At 42.2% G+C, this 18159-nt stretch carries 15 protein-coding genes and 2 pseudogenes; 9 read left to right on the plus strand and 8 right to left on the minus strand.

All coding sequences use genetic code 11. The features are described from left to right. Positions 1 to 57: 57 nt before the first annotated feature. Positions 58 to 1068: an alcohol dehydrogenase AdhP gene (adhP, locus tag JOC94_RS00740; RefSeq protein ID WP_077109769.1), complete on the plus strand. Its 1011-nt coding sequence runs from the start codon at positions 58 to 60 to the stop codon at positions 1066 to 1068. Positions 1069 to 1244: 176 nt separating this feature from the next. Here adhP and JOC94_RS00745 read toward each other — a convergent pair whose 3' ends face one another. The 5 genes from JOC94_RS00745 to JOC94_RS00765 form a co-directional block, all read right to left on the minus strand. Then, the gene (locus JOC94_RS00745; RefSeq protein ID WP_205177879.1) at positions 1245 to 2678 is read right to left on the minus strand and encodes a sigma-54-dependent transcriptional regulator; all 1434 of its coding nucleotides are present in this window, start codon (positions 2676 to 2678) and stop codon (positions 1245 to 1247) included. 16 nt (positions 2679 to 2694) lie between these two features. Beyond that, positions 2695 to 4356 carry a sensor histidine kinase gene (locus tag JOC94_RS00750; protein ID WP_205177881.1) on the minus strand — a complete coding sequence of 554 codons (1662 nt, stop codon included), beginning with the start codon at positions 4354 to 4356 and terminating at the stop codon, positions 2695 to 2697. Between the two features lie 11 nt (positions 4357 to 4367). Beyond that, entirely contained in the window at positions 4368 to 5501 is a 1134-nt protein-coding gene (locus JOC94_RS00755; RefSeq protein WP_205177883.1) for an iron-containing alcohol dehydrogenase, read from the minus strand. A gap of 556 nt (positions 5502 to 6057) precedes the next feature. Then, positions 6058 to 6939: a helix-turn-helix domain-containing protein gene (locus JOC94_RS00760; RefSeq protein ID WP_205177885.1), complete on the minus strand. Its 882-nt coding sequence runs from the start codon at positions 6937 to 6939 to the stop codon at positions 6058 to 6060. A gap of 183 nt (positions 6940 to 7122) precedes the next feature. Further along, complete coding sequence (locus JOC94_RS00765; protein WP_205177887.1) at positions 7123 to 8784, minus strand: ABC1 kinase family protein; 1662 nt, start codon at positions 8782 to 8784, stop codon at positions 7123 to 7125. Between the two features lie 186 nt (positions 8785 to 8970). Here JOC94_RS00765 and JOC94_RS00770 point away from each other — a divergent pair, with 186 nt between their 5' ends. Further along, positions 8971 to 9624, plus strand: a complete 654-nt coding sequence (locus JOC94_RS00770) for a hypothetical protein (RefSeq protein ID WP_205177889.1) — start codon at positions 8971 to 8973, stop codon at positions 9622 to 9624. A 350-nt stretch (positions 9625 to 9974) separates the two neighbouring features. Here JOC94_RS00770 and JOC94_RS00775 read toward each other — a convergent pair whose 3' ends face one another. Together JOC94_RS00775 and JOC94_RS00780 are read right to left on the minus strand one after the other, a co-directional pair. Then, positions 9975 to 10784, minus strand: a complete 810-nt coding sequence (locus JOC94_RS00775) for a S1C family serine protease (protein WP_205177891.1) — start codon at positions 10782 to 10784, stop codon at positions 9975 to 9977. Positions 10785 to 10880: 96 nt separating this feature from the next. Next, positions 10881 to 12374, minus strand: coding sequence for an MDR family MFS transporter (locus tag JOC94_RS00780; RefSeq protein ID WP_205177893.1), 1494 nt, complete (start codon positions 12372 to 12374; stop codon positions 10881 to 10883). Between the two features lie 162 nt (positions 12375 to 12536). Here JOC94_RS00780 and JOC94_RS00785 point away from each other — a divergent pair, with 162 nt between their 5' ends. Continuing rightward, positions 12537 to 13454, plus strand: coding sequence for a TetR/AcrR family transcriptional regulator (locus tag JOC94_RS00785; protein WP_205177895.1), 918 nt, complete (start codon positions 12537 to 12539; stop codon positions 13452 to 13454). Between the two features lie 216 nt (positions 13455 to 13670). On the opposite strand, the pseudogene JOC94_RS22715 reads toward JOC94_RS00785, so the two are convergent. Beyond that, positions 13671 to 13892: pseudogene (locus tag JOC94_RS22715) on the minus strand (IS3 family transposase); the annotation flags it as partial. A gap of 545 nt (positions 13893 to 14437) precedes the next feature. Here JOC94_RS22715 and JOC94_RS00790 point away from each other — a divergent pair. The 6 genes and pseudogenes from JOC94_RS00790 to JOC94_RS00810 all read left to right on the plus strand — a co-directional run. After that, on the plus strand, positions 14438 to 14578 hold the full coding sequence (locus tag JOC94_RS00790) for a hypothetical protein (RefSeq protein WP_205177896.1): 141 nt from the start codon (positions 14438 to 14440) through the stop codon (positions 14576 to 14578). Between the two features lie 75 nt (positions 14579 to 14653). Further along, positions 14654 to 15439, plus strand: coding sequence for a polysaccharide deacetylase family protein (locus tag JOC94_RS00795; protein WP_205177898.1), 786 nt, complete (start codon positions 14654 to 14656; stop codon positions 15437 to 15439). 557 nt (positions 15440 to 15996) lie between these two features. Continuing rightward, positions 15997 to 16536: an integrase gene (locus JOC94_RS00800; RefSeq protein ID WP_205177899.1), complete on the plus strand. Its 540-nt coding sequence runs from the start codon at positions 15997 to 15999 to the stop codon at positions 16534 to 16536. A 250-nt stretch (positions 16537 to 16786) separates the two neighbouring features. Beyond that, the gene (dctP, locus tag JOC94_RS00805) at positions 16787 to 17473 is read left to right on the plus strand and encodes a TRAP transporter substrate-binding protein DctP (protein ID WP_268920929.1); all 687 of its coding nucleotides are present in this window, start codon (positions 16787 to 16789) and stop codon (positions 17471 to 17473) included. After that, complete coding sequence (gene dctP, locus JOC94_RS23090) at positions 17443 to 17673, plus strand: TRAP transporter substrate-binding protein DctP (RefSeq protein ID WP_328799752.1); 231 nt, start codon at positions 17443 to 17445, stop codon at positions 17671 to 17673. The genes dctP (JOC94_RS00805) and dctP (JOC94_RS23090) overlap by 31 nt, the downstream gene beginning before the upstream one ends. A 40-nt stretch (positions 17674 to 17713) precedes the next feature. Continuing rightward, positions 17714 to 18082: pseudogene (locus tag JOC94_RS00810) on the plus strand (isocitrate/isopropylmalate family dehydrogenase); the annotation flags it as partial. Between the last annotated feature and the right edge of the window lie 77 nt (positions 18083 to 18159).

An 18159-nucleotide genomic window follows, 5' to 3' on the forward strand; every position in this document is an offset into this window, starting at 1 on the left:
TTATTTTTGCAATATTAAGTAATTAGTTAGCCGATTAAATCTAAGGAGGAATCAGAATTGAAAGCAGCAGTCGTTAATGAATTCCAACAAGAACTGGAAATAAAAGAGGTGGATATTCCAAAGCCGGAGCATGGCGAAGTGTTGATCAAAATGGAAGCGTGCGGTGTTTGCCATACCGACTTGCATGCGGCCCACGGAGATTGGCCCATTAAACCAAAGCTTCCGGTTATTCCTGGCCATGAAGGCGTGGGAATTGTTGAGCAGGTAGGACAAGGCGTAACTTCCTTGAAAAAAGGAGACCGTGTCGGGGTTCCGTGGCTTTTTAAAGCATGCGGTGAATGCGAATACTGCCTATCCGGCAATGAAACCCTCTGTCCCAACCAATTAAATGGCGGCTATTCTGCTGACGGCGCCTTTGCCGAATATTGCGTGGCACCCGCCGATTATGTGGCAAGAATTCCCGATGGTGTGGATTCCGTTGAAATTGCCCCCATATTATGTGCGGGGGTGACCACTTATAAAGCATTAAAAGTCTCCGGGGCAAAAGCGGGAGATTGGGTGGCCATTTACGGCATTGGCGGACTGGGCCATATCGCCTTGCAATATGCCAAAGCGATGGGGTTTAATGTGGTGGCGGTTGATATTAACGATGATAAACTTCAGCTTGCAAAGGAGCTGGGGGCTGATTTGACCGTTAATGGAAAAGCTTCAGACCCTGCGCAAACAATCAAAGATAAAGTCGGCGGCGTGCAGACCGCCATCAGTGTCGCAGTGAACAAAGCCGCGTTTGAGCAGGCTTATCACTCTGTCAAACGCGGCGGATCAGTTGTCTTAGTAGGATTGCCTAATGATGAAATCCCAGTGCCCATTTTTGATACCGTGTTAAATGGCGTAACTGTCAAAGGCTCCATTGTCGGTACAAGAAAAGATATGCAAGAAGCCTTGCAATTTGCTGCGGATGGAAAAGTTCGGGCTATCGTTTCCACCGCCAAGCTTGAAGACATTAATCAGGTGTTTGACAAAATGGAAAAAGGGCAAATCAATGGACGGATTGTGCTAACTTTTTAATGTATCCGTTACTTGATAAACAAGAAAAAGCGTAGCCAATGACATACTAAGGCTTTGCCATTGATAACTATAAAAAGCGGGGAGACAATGACAGCAATCCCCGGGAACCGCTTCCAACGATTGATTCGGGTAGGCAATTCCAAGGTGCATTACCCAACATCAGGCATCCGCTCATTTCATGGACGGGTGCTTTTTTCATTCAATAAGTACCTGAGCTTACGCATGCTTATATTCAAACGCTTGGCTGCATCCTGTCTGTTTCCGATCGTTGCCCTCAGCATTTTTATGACGAATGCACGGCCGATTTCACGTTCCAGCTCTTTTACGTTGTGCAGAATCATTTCCATTTCGACTTTGTCTTCACTTTTCCAAACGGCAATCATGTTATCTGTCCATTGTTGCATATATTCCTCAAAGTTCTCTTCTTCAGGCTGTTTTTTTTCAACAAGACGCGGCTTGCCGATCCGCATTTTCTCGGGCAAATGTTTAGGGGTGATGATGTGGCTGTCTTCATCCATAACCGTTAATGCCCGCTTGATAACATTGGATAATTCCCTTACATTCCCCGGCCAATCGTATTGCTCGAATATGGCGGCCGTTTCTGCACTTAACTGGAAGACAGTTCCCGCCTGTTCCAACAAATGATTTGCAATCAGATGAATGTCTTCCTTCCTTTCCCGCAAAGGAGGGATGACCAACTTCACAACATCCAACCGATACAAGAGATCTTCCCGGAATGTTTTGCTTTTGACCGCTTCTGCGAGATCGACATGCGTGGCCGAAATAATCCGGGTGTTTGTTTTTTGTATTTTTTCACCGCCAACCCGCATAAATTCACCTGTCTCCAATATACGCAGCAGCTTCACCTGTGTGGCTAGCGAAGCCTCACCAATTTCATCCAAGAACAATGTCCCTTTTCCCGCCAGTTCAAACACGCCTTTTCTTTCTTTGAGCGCACCTGTAAAAGCGCCCTTATCGTGGCCGAACAGTTCGCTTTCCAGCAGTGTGTCAGATAAAGCGCCGCAGTTAATGCCGATAAAAGGCTGTTCATTCCGCTTACTCGCTTGGTGAATGAAATGAGCCAACAGTTCCTTTCCCGTCCCTGTCTCACCCTCAATGAGAACATTGATATGTTTGGGGGCAATTTTATAGGCAAGAGCGAGAAGACGCTTCATCGTTTCACTATTTCCCGTCACAATGCCGCTCTTTTTAGCCAGTACTTGAATATCACTTTCCGCCATGGTTGTTTTGTTTTTCAACAGATGGTCAATGGTTTTTTCTAATACATCTAAATCGGCAAACGGCTTTTCAATAAAGTCGTTGGCACCAAGCTTAATTGCTTCTACAGCCACTTTTATCGTACTATATCCGGTCATAACGATCGTTTTGCACACAGGCATTTGTTCCGTTATCTCTTTTAAAATATCCAATCCGCTCGCATCGGGCAGCTTCACATCGATCAACGCCAAGTGGTAGGACTGCTGCCGAAATAACCGTTGAAAATCTTTCCCGTTATATGCTTTGTATACTTCTAAGTTTTTTTCTTTTAAAAAATAACTTAAAAAATTGGCGACTTCTCGATCGTCATCCACTATCAATATATTGGCCACAATCCTACACCACCTTTTATGCAGGGTCCTTTTTGACCGGCAAACGAAGAGTGAAAACACTCCCAATCCCCGGTTCGCTTTTGACATCAATCGTCCCGCCATGAGCTTCCGCAATACCAAGGCTGACTGATAGACCAAGTCCTGTTCCTTTCAAAGCTTCTTTCGTCGTATAAAACGGATGGAATATTTCCTTCATTCCTTTTGAATCAATTCCCGGCCCATTATCACTGACCGATAGGGCAACCCCTTCCCGGCTGCTTTCCGTTCGAATGATGATTTTTTTGTCATTCTGCCTCGCTGTCTCATCCAGCGCATCCCTGGCATTTAAAAGCAAGTTGATGATAATCTGCTCAAGCTGCTGGATGCTGCCATCGACAAGGGGAATATCGGGATCGAGTCTCACTTTTACATCAATATGGCTCTGGCGAATTTGATACCCGACGAGGCTAAGTACTTGTTCAACCGCCTCATTGAGGGAACAAGTTTGGAATAAGTATTCGTCCTGTCTGGAAAAAGTGAGCAAATTCCGAATAATATCTTGACATCTTTTGCTGCATTTCAAAACATCTGCCAGCAATTCATGCGAAGGATGACCTTTATCCGCTTTTCGCAGCAATAACTGAGTGTTTCCTAAAATCGCCGTCAAGGGATTGTTCAACTCATGGGCCACTCCTGCAGCCATTTCACCAAGAGCCGCCAGCTTGCCGGATTGCATCATCCGCGCCTCAAAATGGCGTTTTTCGGTCACATCTTTTATATAGGCGATCACCCCGTACATGTCATCTTTTTCGTTTATGATCGGGTATGTATGCACTTCACAAATCGTCTGGCCAAACATTGTTATTTCCCGATAGGCAGTCCTTTTCGTCTTCAAAGTTTCATAAAGCGGACTTTCCTCTTTCATCTGCTCTCCATACAGCAAATTGTCCAATGTGTAATCGGCGGCCTCCACCCCATCCAAACGGAAAAAAGAAGATGCCGCTCCGTTGCACCGCAAAATGCTTCCGTTTACATCGACTAACATAATCGGATCTGCCACCGCAAGAAATGTCTGCTCCCATTCTTTCTTGCTATTCAATACTTCGTTATATAAACGGACATTCTCAATGCATACTGCCAATTGGTCCGAAAACTGCTGTAAAAACACAAGATCTTCTTTGTCATATGCTGATTGCCGCTCACTCCCCAGACTTAAAACACCGATAATCCGCCCTTTGCCATAAAGGGGAAAAACAAGCACTTCGCGCAAACTTAATTTTTCAAAAGCCACTATTTCCGTGTACGTTTCCCGATCATCCGCATTCACAAAATACACCTGCGAAATACCAGACTCCGCCACCTTCCAATAAAGGGACTTTTCCTTAGGTATCGCACTCCCGATATCAACATGGGCGTAATCACGCGGATATACATTTGTCAGTATCAGTTTGCCGCTTTTAAAAATGGACAAACTCAATCTCTTAAGAGGAAATATTTTCCGCAATTTTTCCAGTATGTTTTTCAGCATGGCGTCCATTGACATATCAATATTAAAGCTTCGCATCACTTCATTGATGATCTCAAGCTGTGTATTTTTCTTCTTCATTTCATCAATCGTTTTTTTGAGTTCCGTATAATAATTGATTTTCGATGAGGAAACCCCGACAAGCCGTTCAATCAACTGCTGTCTGTCTGACATTAGATGCCCTCCTATAATGCGAGTTTAAACAACCTTTCCACATCTGCCGCTGTGATGTCACGGGGGTTGGTAATCATGCAAGCATCTTCTATTGCGACTTGCCCGATAATGGCCGCATCCGAATTTTGCAACCCCATGTCCGATAACCGCTGAGGCGCCCCGATATCCAGCGACAGTTGCTTGACATATTCGATCGCTTTTTTCCCTGAATGGCGGCCGTCTTCGCCAAACAGCTCCGCAATCTGATAAAACTTTTCCGGACAAGCTAAATAATTAAATTCCATGACGTAGGGCAGTAAAATGGCATTTACATCACCATGTGGCAGAAGAAATCGTCCCCCGATCGCATGACTCATGGCGTGGACTGCCCCAAGAATCGCGTTCGAGAAAGCCAAACCGGCCTGTACGCTTGCCATGGCCATTTTTTCTTTCGCTTCTTTATTCATTTTGGAAGCGACAGACGGCCGTAAATATTGCGCTACGAGCGAAATCGCACTTTTTGCCTGTACGTCCGTCAAGGGAGTTGCCGCAATGCTGACGAATGATTCGATTGCATGCGTCAACACATCCAATCCTGTTGTCGCCGTTAAGTGGGGACTTTTCGTCATCAATGTCTGGGGATCCACTATGGCAATATCAGGGACAAGGGATTTGGAAATGATCGTCAATTTTTTCTTTTTCTCCGAATCCGTTATAATTGAAAATTGGGATACCTCGGAACCTGATCCGGCAGTCGTCGCGACCATCACTTGGGGAGGAAGAGGAAATACGATTTTGTCCACTCCTTCATAATCATGAATGCTTCCGCCATTTGTGGCAACGATGGCAATGGCCTTCGCCACATCAATGGGACTGCCGCCGCCAACCCCTACAATGGCATCACACTCCTCTTCCAAATATATTTGTACACCCCTATCCACCTCATCATCTTTGGGATTCGTTGTGATATCCGAAAAAATGACATAGGGAAGTCCGGCACTTTTACAACTGTCTAGTACCTGCTCGAACCAGTTCAAAGCCAGAACCCCCGGATCCGTCGTAATAAACACTTTCCTGGCACCAAGCCTTGCGCAGCTCTCGCCCACCCGCTCAATGGAATCGCTTCCAATAATAAGTTCCGGCATGACGAATTTATTAATCTTCATAAGCGGGCGATCCCCTCCCACAACTCTTTTATACTATTATAACAGGTATTTTTCTTGACCACCGCATAAAAATTCCAGAAAAGTTGCTCTCCATGAATCAAAATGTAAATCGCGACGTTTTCAACTTGAAGCATACTTATATACGTTGAGCTGATCTTATACCTGTCGACACGGTTGCTGTTTGTAAAAAATACACCGACTCATGTCATGGCTTATTAAGACTAAGTTAAAAGCAAAGCCGCAACTTCGGAGGAAGCCTCAAAAGCTGCGGCCATTTGCTTGCGGCTATTATATTTCTGTACCTAAAAAGAATATACCATCTTTTGGCCCTCTGAAAAAAGTTCTATTTGGCATGCTCAAGGGGGAGCTCCCCCCAATAGGTCATCCGATAATTGAAAAGCGACATGTTGGACAGCCTCTATGTGAATCTACAGAATCCATTCTTTTACATAGGAAAAAATAACATTTCCTATGAGAAATTTTAAAGCGATGATGATGAAGAGTCCCATTAACAAAACCATTCCTGCTTTCTTGTTATTAGCCATGCGAATCCTCCTTATTCTTCAAACGATAAATTGATAGGTTCATCCAATAACTCGCTGGTGAACTCTAAGTTTGTTGTAGGTGTATTGTGGTCAACTTCTTCAAATGTTATTTCATCCACCCAAACATGGCCTTTCCCTGAAAGCAATACGCCGATAGCAATGACCGCACTATTTTCCGGCACATCCAAAACAATGGCGTAATGGTTCCATTCATTGTCTCCCTTTATCGGACGATCACTCATATTATCAAATTGCAAGACATCTTGGAGATGGTCATCAACCCGCATCCATAATCCGCAAAATCCATCCACTCCTTTTGATTTGATAAAACCGGAGAGCTTTAATCTTTTCCCCAAATATTTATCCGCTTTGAATTCCTGCATCATCGTTGCAAACTCCCCAACTTCTTCTACAGTGACAGATTTTAAATACCCCGATGCTTGCCCTTTATGGAATATCTCTCTGTCAATCCCCATTTCATAATGAAATGGATGACTACCGCTTAATTGCCATCCTTTTAATAATTGGTCATTTTTCAACTTCATTTCCTCCTTTTGAAATAGCAATTTACCCATGATTTTCCGATATTGGCCCGGTGGCAAATGATAATACTTTTTAAAAGAGCGAGTGAAAGACTCTTGTGATTCAAAGCGATAAAAAAGAGCAATGTCGATGATTTTTTCATCCGTATACAGCAATAATGTAGCAGAATTGGCAATGCGCCGATAGCGCACATACTCGGAAATAGATACACCCACTTCACGGAGAAAAATCCGGTGATAATGATATTTGGAAAAACCAGCCTGCCGGGCGATCCTGTCTAACGATAAATCTGTCTGTAAATGATTCTCGATATAATGAATCGTTTTTTGAATAATCGGGTTGTAGCTCATCACCGTGCCTCCTTGACTATAAGATAACAAAAAGAACGAAAGACTTTTTGACATAAATTGCTCTCTTTTGAAAAGGAAAGCTGGGAATTGCTATTCATACAAATCGTGAAAATAAAACCGCGTGAAATCAAGATTATTACATTTGATTTCATGCGGCATGTTCATCTTATAGGGTATTGTCGCCTACATTCTTCCGGACTTGAAAATCGAGTAGATCATAAATAAAAACATGAGTGTAGCCACGACCGAACCTATTTCAATGGCAGGAAGCCTGAATAAAAAGGCCGTTTTGTCAGCAATAGCGGTCCCGATGATTAAGCCGACCATTAAAATACTAAAAGAAAGCAAAATGATACTAAAAGAAAGCCGATTGCTGATTTTATCCAATCTTTGCAGAAAAGTTTGCAACTCTTTTATATTAATATCAAATCGGAGTCTGCCTTTTTTGACGGTTGTCGAGATTTCTTTTAAGTCCTTCGGCAGATCCCTGATGACTTCAATATTCTCAATCATATCCTCCAAAGACCTGCTCAGAATATGTTTTGGGCTGAACCTTTGTTTCATCAATTTTTTGCCGAATGGCTCAACCGCACTCATGACACTGAATTCCGGATCCAATGTTGAGATAATCTCCTCCATCGTCAAGATCGCCTTGCCGAGAATCGCAATTTCGGTCGGAATCCTCACCCGATGCCTATAAGCGATGGCGAACACATCGGTAAGCGCTGTCCCCATGCTGATTTCCTTAAAAGCAGTATCATAATATTTGCTGATCAAGCGCTCCAAATCATACTGAAGATCGTGTGCATCCGTATCCCCGTCAAGCAAATCCATCGCAGCAAATGTCTTGATCATCCCCTTGGCGCTTCCTTGCTGGAGATTCATTAAAAGAGAGGCAAAGTGATACTTCAAATCCTCCTTCAACTGCCCCACCATCCCAAAATCCAAATAGGCAACAACATTATCGGGTAAAACATAAATATTTCCGGGATGCGGGTCCCCATGGAAAAAACCGTGCTCCAACACTTGGCTGAACATCGAATCGGCCAGCCGTCCTGCAATCAGTTTCCGGTCATATCCTGCTTCATCCAACTTGTCCACGTGCGTCACTTTAATTCCTTTGATTAATTCCATCGTAAGAACCTTCTTAGATGAAAAGTCCCAGTAAATTCGTGGAATATGGATAGACGACTCATTTACAAATTGCCTCGCAATACGTTCTCCATTACGACCCTCCACTTCGTAATTCAGTTCATCGCGCAAAGAAGCGGAGAACTCTTCGATCATTTCACGAATCCGGTACCGCCTGGCCAGCTCCATCCTTTTTTCGACTCCTCTGGCCAAATCATGCAAAATGTCCAAATCAGTTTCAATGATCGACTGGATGTCAGGCCGCTGAATTTTCACAGCCACTTTTTCACCCGTGAAAAGCTGCGCAACATGTACCTGTCCGATCGAAGCAGTCGCAAGGGGCGTTTGCTGAAATTCTTGAAAAAGATTTTCAATTGTATCCCCGAGCTCCAACTCTACAATTTCAACCACTTTTTCATAAGAAAAAGGGACGACATCATCCTGAAGCTTCTCCAATTCAGAAGCAACCTCTTCCGGAATCAAATCCCGGCGGGAGCTTGCGATCTGCCCCAGCTTGATAAAAGTCGGTCCCAATCCCTGCAAAGTCGTACGAAGCCTGATCCCCAAATCCTTCATATTGTCTTTTGTATCCCGTGTCTTTCCAGTACGGTCGATCAAACCAATACGAAACAACAAATGTCCGAGTCCATTTTTTAAAAAAGCATTGATAATTTCCTGATAACGCTGGGTGTGCTTCATTCTTCTCCCCAACATCTTTATCCCCTCCAGCAGCATATATTAAAAATAAGGTTGCTTTCATTTAAAAAAAACCAAATGTGATTGCAAAACTTTCATTTTATAGCATAAATGCGCTTCAAAATTACATTTTGCCTGATTGACTATGCCCAAAGCAATTGTATAATAAAGGCATACGAACATAAATAGAGAGGGGGTAATAATGTGGAACAAAAACTCGATTTGATTATCAATGAGCTGCAAGCTTTGAATAAGAGGGTTTCAACCGTAGAAGAAAGAATGGCCACAAAGCAAGACCTGAAAGCCGTTGAAGAAAGAATGGCCACAAAGCAAGACCTGAAAAACGTTGAAGAAAGAATGGCCACAAAGCAAGACCTGAAAGCCGTTGAAGAAAGAATGGCCACGAAACAAGACCTGAAAGCCGTTGAAGAAAGAATGGCTACAAAACAAGACCTGAAAGCCGTTGAAGAAAGAATGGCCACAAAACAAGACCTGAAAGCCGTTGAAGAAAGAATGGCCACGAAACAGGACTTGAAAGCTGTCGAAGAGAGAATGGCCACGAAGCAAGACCTGAAAGCTGTCGAAGAAAGAATGGCCACGAAACAAGACCTGAAAAACGTTGAGGTAAGAATCGATTCCGTTGAGGACAAACTGTCAGCAAAAATCAATCATGTCGAGAAGAAGCTCGATCGACTGTCAGAAAAAGTCGATGATCACCATATAGAAAGCATTAATGCTGATAATATTCTATTAAATGAAATCAGGACTTTGCGGGAAAATGTTGTCTTTGTAAATCGCAGGATCGCTGATGCCGAATTGGAGGTTAATGCTCTAAAGCATCGTGACTCCACCGGTTGATTGTTGCAGGCTTAAAAAGAAAGCATAGCCATTTTCAAAAGCATAGAAACATGAAAAATCCGGATTAAATACCTTTAAAAACAGTCAATACATACAAGAATCCGGATTGTATTCTTCCAAAATGAGCATATTGGCCCAAAAATAGACAGAAACACCCGAAAACCGCATAGCCCTATTTTACGAAAACAGATCAGAGGCTGTATGATTGTAGGAGTTTAGTTGGTTTATTTTTAAGTGCAAATATCTTTCTTTTCTGAATATACAACCATCATTTCCAAGTCATGTTTTGTCCCTTCTATTTTGCAGATTCTCGCTGACAGACGGAAAAACAACTTTGATCCGCGTGAGATTTATTGCTTTGCCTCTTGATACAATTCAATCGGCACTGCCAATCCAACCTTCCCGTAAACATCATGTTTCATCGTCGCAAATACCACTCCTATCACTTTGCCATTGTCATCAATGACCGGGCTGCCACTGTTTCCCCGGTAAACCGGAGCTTTTATTACGATGACTTCCTCCTCCCAATCATTTAACAAAATCGAATCGACGATAGTTCCTTCATTCACAATGCCGTGAAAACGGAGAGGATTCCCGATAAATGTAATCATATCATTCTTACTCATGTGAGCTGGCTGTTCCGCCAATTTAAGAAAAGGCAAGTTTTCACCTTTGACTTTTAACAAAGCTAAATCTATCTCTTCGTAAGTGTCCACCACGTCCGCCATATATACGCCCTCCTCAGGAAAATCAACTTGTACCTGTTCATTTCCTTCGATCACGTGATAGTTGGTTAACATGAATCCATTGCTCGAAATAGAAAAGCCCGTTCCCTTGCTATCCCCCGCTGCAATAGTGACGACTGATTTTTTATATGATTGAATGTTTTCATTCGCCGACAGCCTGGCGGACGCTGTCAAAAATTCAATGGCGGGTATGGAGTAAGTTTGAAAAATGAAAGAAAAAGTGCTGAAAAGGAAAATAACCGATATCATCCAAAATAGCCACCTTGGAAAACGGCGGACCGGCTTTTCCGCTTCTTTTTCGAGTGCAGCTTTACGAATTGCTTCCTCTTGGGCATCGTGAACCAGCTTGCTCATTTCCTCTTCGTCCAACTGCTCGAACAAATCGCTGTCAACTGTATTTTTTCTTTCCTCCATGCACTCCCACACTCCTCCGTTTCATTGTAGCATACAGGCTTTTTGGGGACTAAAAAAGAAACGAATTCATGCGAAAAGAACTCGTTTCTACCACAATTATTCGGTCTGAAATTTTTTTACAATCGCTTTATCCGTTTTGGGCGGTTTTACCCGTTTCATGAATAAAGCCAAAAACAATGCGACAGCCGCGATGAAAGTTGAGACTAAAAATGAGAATGTGATTCCATCCAATGTTGCTTGCTGTGCTAATTCCTTCATTACCTCAGGGCTATTTAATGATTTTCCGGATGCTGCAGCGGCTGCCGCAAGCTCAGTACCCTTTGTTTCCATTCTACTGTTCATCACTGTAACAAGAACTGCCGTTCCAATTGCTCCTGAAATTTGCTGCAATGTATTGTTCATCGCGGTACCATGGGGGTTGGCTGACATCGGCAGCTGATTCAATCCATTCGTCATCACCGGCATCATGACAAGAGACATCCCAAGCATGCGAATCGTATAGAGAAGCATAATATGGTAAAATCCCGTGTCCACAGTAAGTTTATGGAATAAATAAGTTGTAATCACTGTAATGGCAAGACCTATCGATGCTATCATCCGTGCTCCGTATTTATCAAAAAGCCTTCCTGTAATCGGAGACATGATTGCCATTAAAATCGCCCCTGGAAGCATTAATAACCCGGCATGGAATGGCGAAATCCCCCTCACTGTCTGAACATAAATCGGAGTTAAAATCATCCCTGAAAACATGGATGCAGAAACAACAACCATGATAACCGAAGATAAAGCAAACATAGGATATTTATAGATCCTGAATTCTAGCATCGGATCTTCCATACGAAGCTGACGAAAGATAAAAGCTATAATCGCAGCCGCTCCGACGATAATGGTTCCATACACTTCCAAAGCACCCCATCCTTTATCACCGGCCGTACTGAATCCATACAGAAGACTGCCGAAACCAATGCTTGAGAAAATGAGTGACAAAATATCCACTTTAATATCGCGGTTTGGGGTTATATTTTTTAATTTTAAGAAACCAATCATTAGAGCCAGTGCAGCAAAAGGAAGGATAATTTCAAAAAGTGTCCGCCAACTGTAATGTTCCACTACCCAGCCTGATAGTGTCGGCCCAATCGCAGGAGCAGCCATGATCACAAGACCGAACATTCCCATTGCTGTCCCACGCCTTTCCACTGGGAAAGCGGCAAGCATGACATTCATAAGAAGCGGCATCATCATGGCGGAACCTGAAGCCTGAATCATCCTTCCCGCTATCAGTACGCCAAAAAAAGGTGCAAAAGCGGCAAGTGCCGTTCCCAATGTAAACAGAGACATAGCTGTCAAAAACAATTTGCGGTTCGTAAATTTTTGAATAAAAAATGCACTTGCCGGAATGAGAATTCCATTAACGAGCATATATCCATTGGTAAGCCACTGCACGACGGCCGGTTTTACGTTGAATTCCTCCATAATGGTCGGAAGCGCCACATTTAACAATGTATTATTCAAAAAAGCCACAAACGCGCCGAAAAAAAGTATGGCAATCATGCCATATGGGGGTCTTTTATGTAATTCTTGTATATCCATTCCATTTCCCATCCTTTATCATGCAGCCTTGTTCATTTACCTTTCACATTTTATACTCTATGTTCAATTTTTTCAACAAAAAAATTCCTATCGAGAAAATCATTGATAATTAAAGGGATAATGGCTACTATAAAATTATACTAACAGTCTATAGGTGATAAAATGAATGCTCGTAAGCATCGAGTCTTATTAACAGCACAGCGGCTTTTTATAGAAAAAGGCTTTGCTGCTACTTCTGTCCAAGATATATTGGACGAAGCACACATATCAAAAGGAACGTTTTATAACTACTTCTCTTCTAAAAACGAATGTCTGATGGCTATACTCATTCATGCATATGAAGTTGCAACCGCCCGAAGACACGAACTGATGATTGGAAAAAACCGTTCAGATAAAGATGTCTTTATCAAACAGATTGCCATCAGGTTGGAGGTAAATCGGGAGTACCAATTAGTGCCCCTTTTCGAAATCATTTTCCATTCCAAGGACCCTGAATTAAGAGACTTTATCCAAAAGCACCACTTAACTGAGCTTTCTTGGCTTTCACACAGATTGGTTGACATCTATGGCGAGGAATCAGCACCTTATTCCTTAGATTGCGCCATTATGATCGTTGGAATGTTAAAACATTTCATTAACATGTGGGTGACCGGCTTAAAAGAAGAGCTGGATACACATAAGCTCATTCGCTTCATCATGCGCAGGACGGATGTCGTTATGGAAAATATGATTCAGGTCGATGATCAACTGCTGGGAGATCGTTTATTTTTACCACGCAGGGAAGATTTGACTGAAGATACGCTTACTAAGGAGCGAATACTTGAAAGACTTTCAAATTTCGCCAACTCGCTTGACGATGATCATAAAAGGAAACAATATATCGAATTTCTTATGGAGGAAATAAAATCAGGGCACCCGAGAGAGTTTCTGCTTGAAACCGTCCTCCGCGCCTTCGGAGAAACGTTTACAGGCACCCATATGGAATTAGAAGCCAAGGAAATGGTGTACGTTATATACAATTACTTAAAGAAAAGCGCAAGCTCTTTGCCCATGGACAATATAGGGGGAAAAACGAGATGAAGGAAACACGTTCAACCAAAGGAGAATTGATACTTGGTTTTTGGTGGGAAAGCTTCTCATTTTGATGGCTTCAAGTGAAACTTCTTCTTACAAGCATCATGCAGCTATGAAAGTCTAGGCCACAGAGTACGAAGCAAAATCTCCCAATCAGTAGGCACTAAAAACAAAGCGGGATTCCATTTCAGACAAGTTTTTATGAAAACCATTTTTCCTTGCTTAACTTTTGATAAAAGCCCGGTACTGATAAAAGTTCTGTTGGCTGGAGTGAAGACGGTACTGAACAGGACTCATGCCAGCCAATTTCTGTATGAAGCACTTAGTATTGTGATAATGGATGTATGTTTAATTCCGTTAAGGATGCTTTTCCATCATACTCTCCTGTTTCAATAGGCCGAAGAAGTTTTCCATCAGCGAATTGTCTAGGCAGTTCCCTTTGCGGGGACATGCTTTAAAACACTTTTAAAAGACTCACATATTGAGCCATAATAAAGCACCCCAAAAATGACTTTTTTGACCCTAACTTTTCGGATTCTAGATCTCAGAGTCTGTTCTCTTTTTTTCACTTCTACTATAAAAAATAGTAGCATAAAGCCATGGCCTTGGTTTTGTACTACTAATATTAGTATGTTTCAATTGATTGGCTTCTTGATTTGCTTTAAATGAACATGTTTCGATCCTCCTTGCGTTGGCAGTCCTCTCTTCTTATTCAACCATTACATCGTTTTTGGACGGGAAGTGATGTGTTTTGAAACAATTTTTGGATTGTTCGTCTGTAAAAGAATCGATGAAGAATTCGTTCATTCCATCCAACCCGATCGATTCTGATACGTTAACCCCCCCTTATTTTTTCCTCTAGATTTCTGTGTCTGACAGCCTGTGTAAAAATGCCAGGCACAAAATAACACCCCTTTCCAAACCTGCGACAAACACCATTCCTGTCATCAAAATCGTATCATTTGGTAAGTTGTTGAAGGATGAAATGTATGAGTAATTCCTTTGATAACCTTACACTTAGAAATACGCAAATCCGGTTTTCAATCGCAATGTCTTTCGTGATGGAGAAAGTAGCATTGGCATTTTCCATCATGATTGTGACAGGCATTTGTGAAAAACTTGGTATTTAAGTCCCCTGTATATTTCGTCTGTTTTTACAAACGATATTTTCTACAGATTGCAAAAGCAAAGGGTGAAATAACTCCATGAAACGTTTTTTGCTGTTGTCGTGCCTGTTCTTGTTATGCGTCAGTTTCGGTCCACTTAACAAGCCAGTACAATCAAACGTTCTCCAGGAAAAAGCGCAGCCTGTGTCTGCTGCTGATCAGCCTGTTGTTTGGCCAAGTTCTAAAAATTTTAAAAATAAATTCCAAAATACATTCCTAATGAGAGGACCGGGAACAAAACGTGAAGTCGCTTTAACTTTCGATGATGCACCCGATGATATTTTCACACCTAAAATATTGGATATTTTGAAAGAAAAAGAAGCCAAAGCGACCTTTTTCCTTGTCGGGTTTCGAATTGAAAAGTATCCGGAAATGGTGAAGCGAATTGTGCAGGAAGGGCATGCTATTGGCAATCATTCGTACAACCACCCGGACTTTTTGAAACTCACTGATGCGGACTTCCGGAATCAAATCATTAGAACAGATCAACTGATCATTCCGTTTACGGGATTTGCACCAACTCTTATTAGGCCGCCCTACGGAAACATAAGTGAAAGACAAATTGAATGGCTGGCAGCAAAAAACAAGATCATTGTGAACTGGGATGTAGACTCTCTCGATTGGAAAGGAATAAATGCAGAACAAGTCGCAGGCAATATTCTCCCAAATGTCAATCCCGGATCGATTGTATTACAGCACTCTGGCACGGGAGACGGCGGGGATTTGTCTGGTACAGTCCACGCACTGCCAAACATTATTGATGAACTGAGGAAAAAGGGATATAAACTCGTTACGGTTCAGGAAATGCTCGACATGAATCAGTGAAAAAGATATCTCCTCGGAAACGGCATAACATGCTCCCTTTTAAGTAGACAGGTAAAAAAACTGAATACTTAAAGGGGCCATTTTTATGTATAAACTACATATTCACTAAGCGAATTATAACGAAAGTGTAATGTGTCATCTGATTCGACTTCGGAATAGGTGTACAAACATGAAAATCCAAAATGTCGAAAAAGCATTCTAAAAAATGAAAGCTGGCTGTCATAGATGATATAAATCCGGCCATTACTCCCTAACAGAGTTGTAAAAAAGTATGATGTTAAAATTTTTCCTCTTTATGCAGCTCTTAGACCGCAAATATGGAGATGAAACTGGCCTTAGCCTAATCGAATACAGGGCTAAAACCGCTGAAACACTTCCTACTTGACAGAGTGCAGAACTACTCCGGGTATTTTTTCATTTGCTTCGTTAAATTCCCAAACTATCTTCAAGTTTTACAACAGTCGTGATAAAATAATAGGCAATATTGATAAGCTTTTCTTCATCAAATGCATCGTTCCTTTTACACTTAAAATAAAAGAAAAGGACATTGGGGAAAAATGATGACTACAATAAAAAAGTTGATTGAGGATACTCTCTTTGCTGTCGGTATGGATGTGGAAATCAAGCATGAGCAATGTGGAATCAACATGAGCTATAATTTCATTCTCCATTACATCGGATTTGACGCAAAACGAATTCAAACTGCCATGAAAGCGATCAAGCCCGGCGTCACACTCGAACAATATGTAAAGGCATTTACTTTGCATGAACTGGGGCATGCGCTGGATCGAGACGCTTTGTTTGGATCGTTAACGAGAACAATGGAGGTTTACGACATTAAATGCGGTTATTCAAAAGAAGAAAGATATTCAAACCCTGAATTGCTGGCTCTGTTACTTGAAGAACATGCGATGAACTTGGAATTTGAGGAAACAGCATGGAACAACGCCGAAAAACTCAATAGAATGTATGGAATCGTCGAATGGAATGTTTTTGAACAGATCAAACGACATGGGCTCATGACTTATCAGCAAGCTTACCAAAAAGATTTAAAGATATACGAAAAACTTTTGTCTGCCCAGTCTGAAATCGCCTAACTACAGGTTGCTCCCATTTTGCCACTTATAGCAATGGGAGCAGCTTTCTTTTATGATCTCCCTTTCCTCACTCCCTTTTTAGCGTTGGTGAGCTAACAATGACTTGCCAATTCACTACACCTTCTAAGCCTCACTAGAGAATTTCAAGTATTAGACATAAATAACCTTTATAATGCTATAATTATAAAATTTCAATCTTTTTTTAAAGTGTTGAGGGGGAGTCTATTTCCTGAAAAATAAGAGTTATTGGTTGTTACTCATCCTCCTTGTATTTATCATGATGGGCGCAGCGTGCGGTGGAGAATCAAGTTCTGGGCAGACTTCTTTCAAGGAAGAAAAGGACAAGCCGGGGAAAAGTGCCAATAGCGAGACTTTCAATTTTAAGGCAGGGCACTCCTTAACGGAAGATCATCCTTATCATATCGGTTTGACCCAAATTGCAGAAAATGTAAAGGAACGCACGGACGGAAAGATCAATATTCAAGTATTCCCGCTAAGCCAGCTAGGGGCTGAACGAGAGCTGACGGAAGCACTTACTTTGGGAACGGCTGATATGTCTATTTCCTCAACAGCTCCGATTGCAAACTTCTACCCGGAAATTGGCAATTTACCGTTTTTATTTGAATCAAGGGAACATGCTTACAAAGTGCTTGACGGTGAAATTGGCCATAATCTGCTAGGCGGATTAGAGGATGTGGGAATTGTAGGATTGGCCTGGGGTGAAAATGGCTTCCGCCATATGACGAATGCGAAAAAACCGATTGAAAAACCCGAAGATCTAAATGGGCTGAAAATCCGTACACAGGAAAGTCCTATTCACCTGGATGCCTTTACAGCCCTTGGAGCAAAGCCGGCGCCGATGGCGTGGACAGAAGCGCTTACAGTACAGCCTTGCAGCATGGAGTCGTGGATGCGCAGGAGAATCCCATCGTTGTAGCAGATACGTACAAACTTTATGAAGCAAAGCAAAAATATATGACATTGACAGGCCATGTATACTCGCCTGCTGTCATTTTGTTCAGTAAATCCGTTTGGGACACACTTCCTGTCGAATTTCAAGATATTTTACAGGAAGAAAGCAAAAAAGCCGGGGATTATATTCGCGAGCTCATGAAAAGTCAGACGAAGAATCACTAAAAGTTGTCAAGGAAAACGGCATAGAAGTATTGGAAGATGCTTGCGTCCTGTAAAGCTTTTAAAAGGCGTTCCTTCCCCTCTTGCCAGCAAAAATAATATTGATTTCACCATTATCCGGGAAAATGCCGAAGGAGAGTATTCCAACAGTGGCGGAATCCTTTATCCGGGATTGGAAGAAGAAATCGCTGTTCAAAACACCATTTTTACAAGAGTTGGCATTACCAAGACAGCCAAATTTGCCTTTGAGTATGCAAAAAAACACGGAAAAACAAAGGTGACGAGCGTCACAAAATCAAATGCGCTTGTCCACTCCATGAAAATGTGGGATCGGGTTGTTGCACAAGTGAGCAGTGGCTATCCAGATGTTTCGTTTGAAAGCTATTATATCGATGCGTTGGCTGCATACCTTGTGTCCAGGCCGCAAGACTTTGAAGTCGTTGTCGCTTCCAATCTATTTGGCGATATATTTCCCTGCGCAATCCTTTA

This window comes from Siminovitchia thermophila (genome assembly GCF_016909185.1).
GTDB classification, from domain to species: domain Bacteria; phylum Bacillota; class Bacilli; order Bacillales; family Bacillaceae_C; genus Siminovitchia; species Siminovitchia thermophila.

Bases quoted from the DNA above. Each gene is read 5' to 3' on its own strand.
- JOC94_RS00750 (WP_205177881.1), bottom strand. From the start codon at position 4,356: ATGTCAGACAGACAGCAGTTGATTGAACGGCTTGTCGGGGTTTCCTCA.
- JOC94_RS00755 (WP_205177883.1), bottom strand. From the start codon at position 5,501: ATGAAGATTAATAAATTCGTCATGCCGGAACTTATTATTGGAAGCGAT.
- JOC94_RS00760 (WP_205177885.1), bottom strand. From the start codon at position 6,939: ATGAGCTACAACCCGATTATTCAAAAAACGATTCATTATATCGAGAAT.
- JOC94_RS00765 (WP_205177887.1), bottom strand. From the start codon at position 8,784: ATGTTGGGGAGAAGAATGAAGCACACCCAGCGTTATCAGGAAATTATC.
- JOC94_RS00775 (WP_205177891.1), bottom strand. From the start codon at position 10,784: ATGGAGGAAAGAAAAAATACAGTTGACAGCGATTTGTTCGAGCAGTTG.
- JOC94_RS00780 (WP_205177893.1), bottom strand. From the start codon at position 12,374: ATGGATATACAAGAATTACATAAAAGACCCCCATATGGCATGATTGCC.
- JOC94_RS00785 (WP_205177895.1), top strand. From the start codon at position 12,537: ATGAATGCTCGTAAGCATCGAGTCTTATTAACAGCACAGCGGCTTTTT.
- JOC94_RS00790 (WP_205177896.1), top strand. From the start codon at position 14,438: ATGAGTAATTCCTTTGATAACCTTACACTTAGAAATACGCAAATCCGG.
- JOC94_RS00795 (WP_205177898.1), top strand. From the start codon at position 14,654: ATGAAACGTTTTTTGCTGTTGTCGTGCCTGTTCTTGTTATGCGTCAGT.
- JOC94_RS00800 (WP_205177899.1), top strand. From the start codon at position 15,997: ATGATGACTACAATAAAAAAGTTGATTGAGGATACTCTCTTTGCTGTC.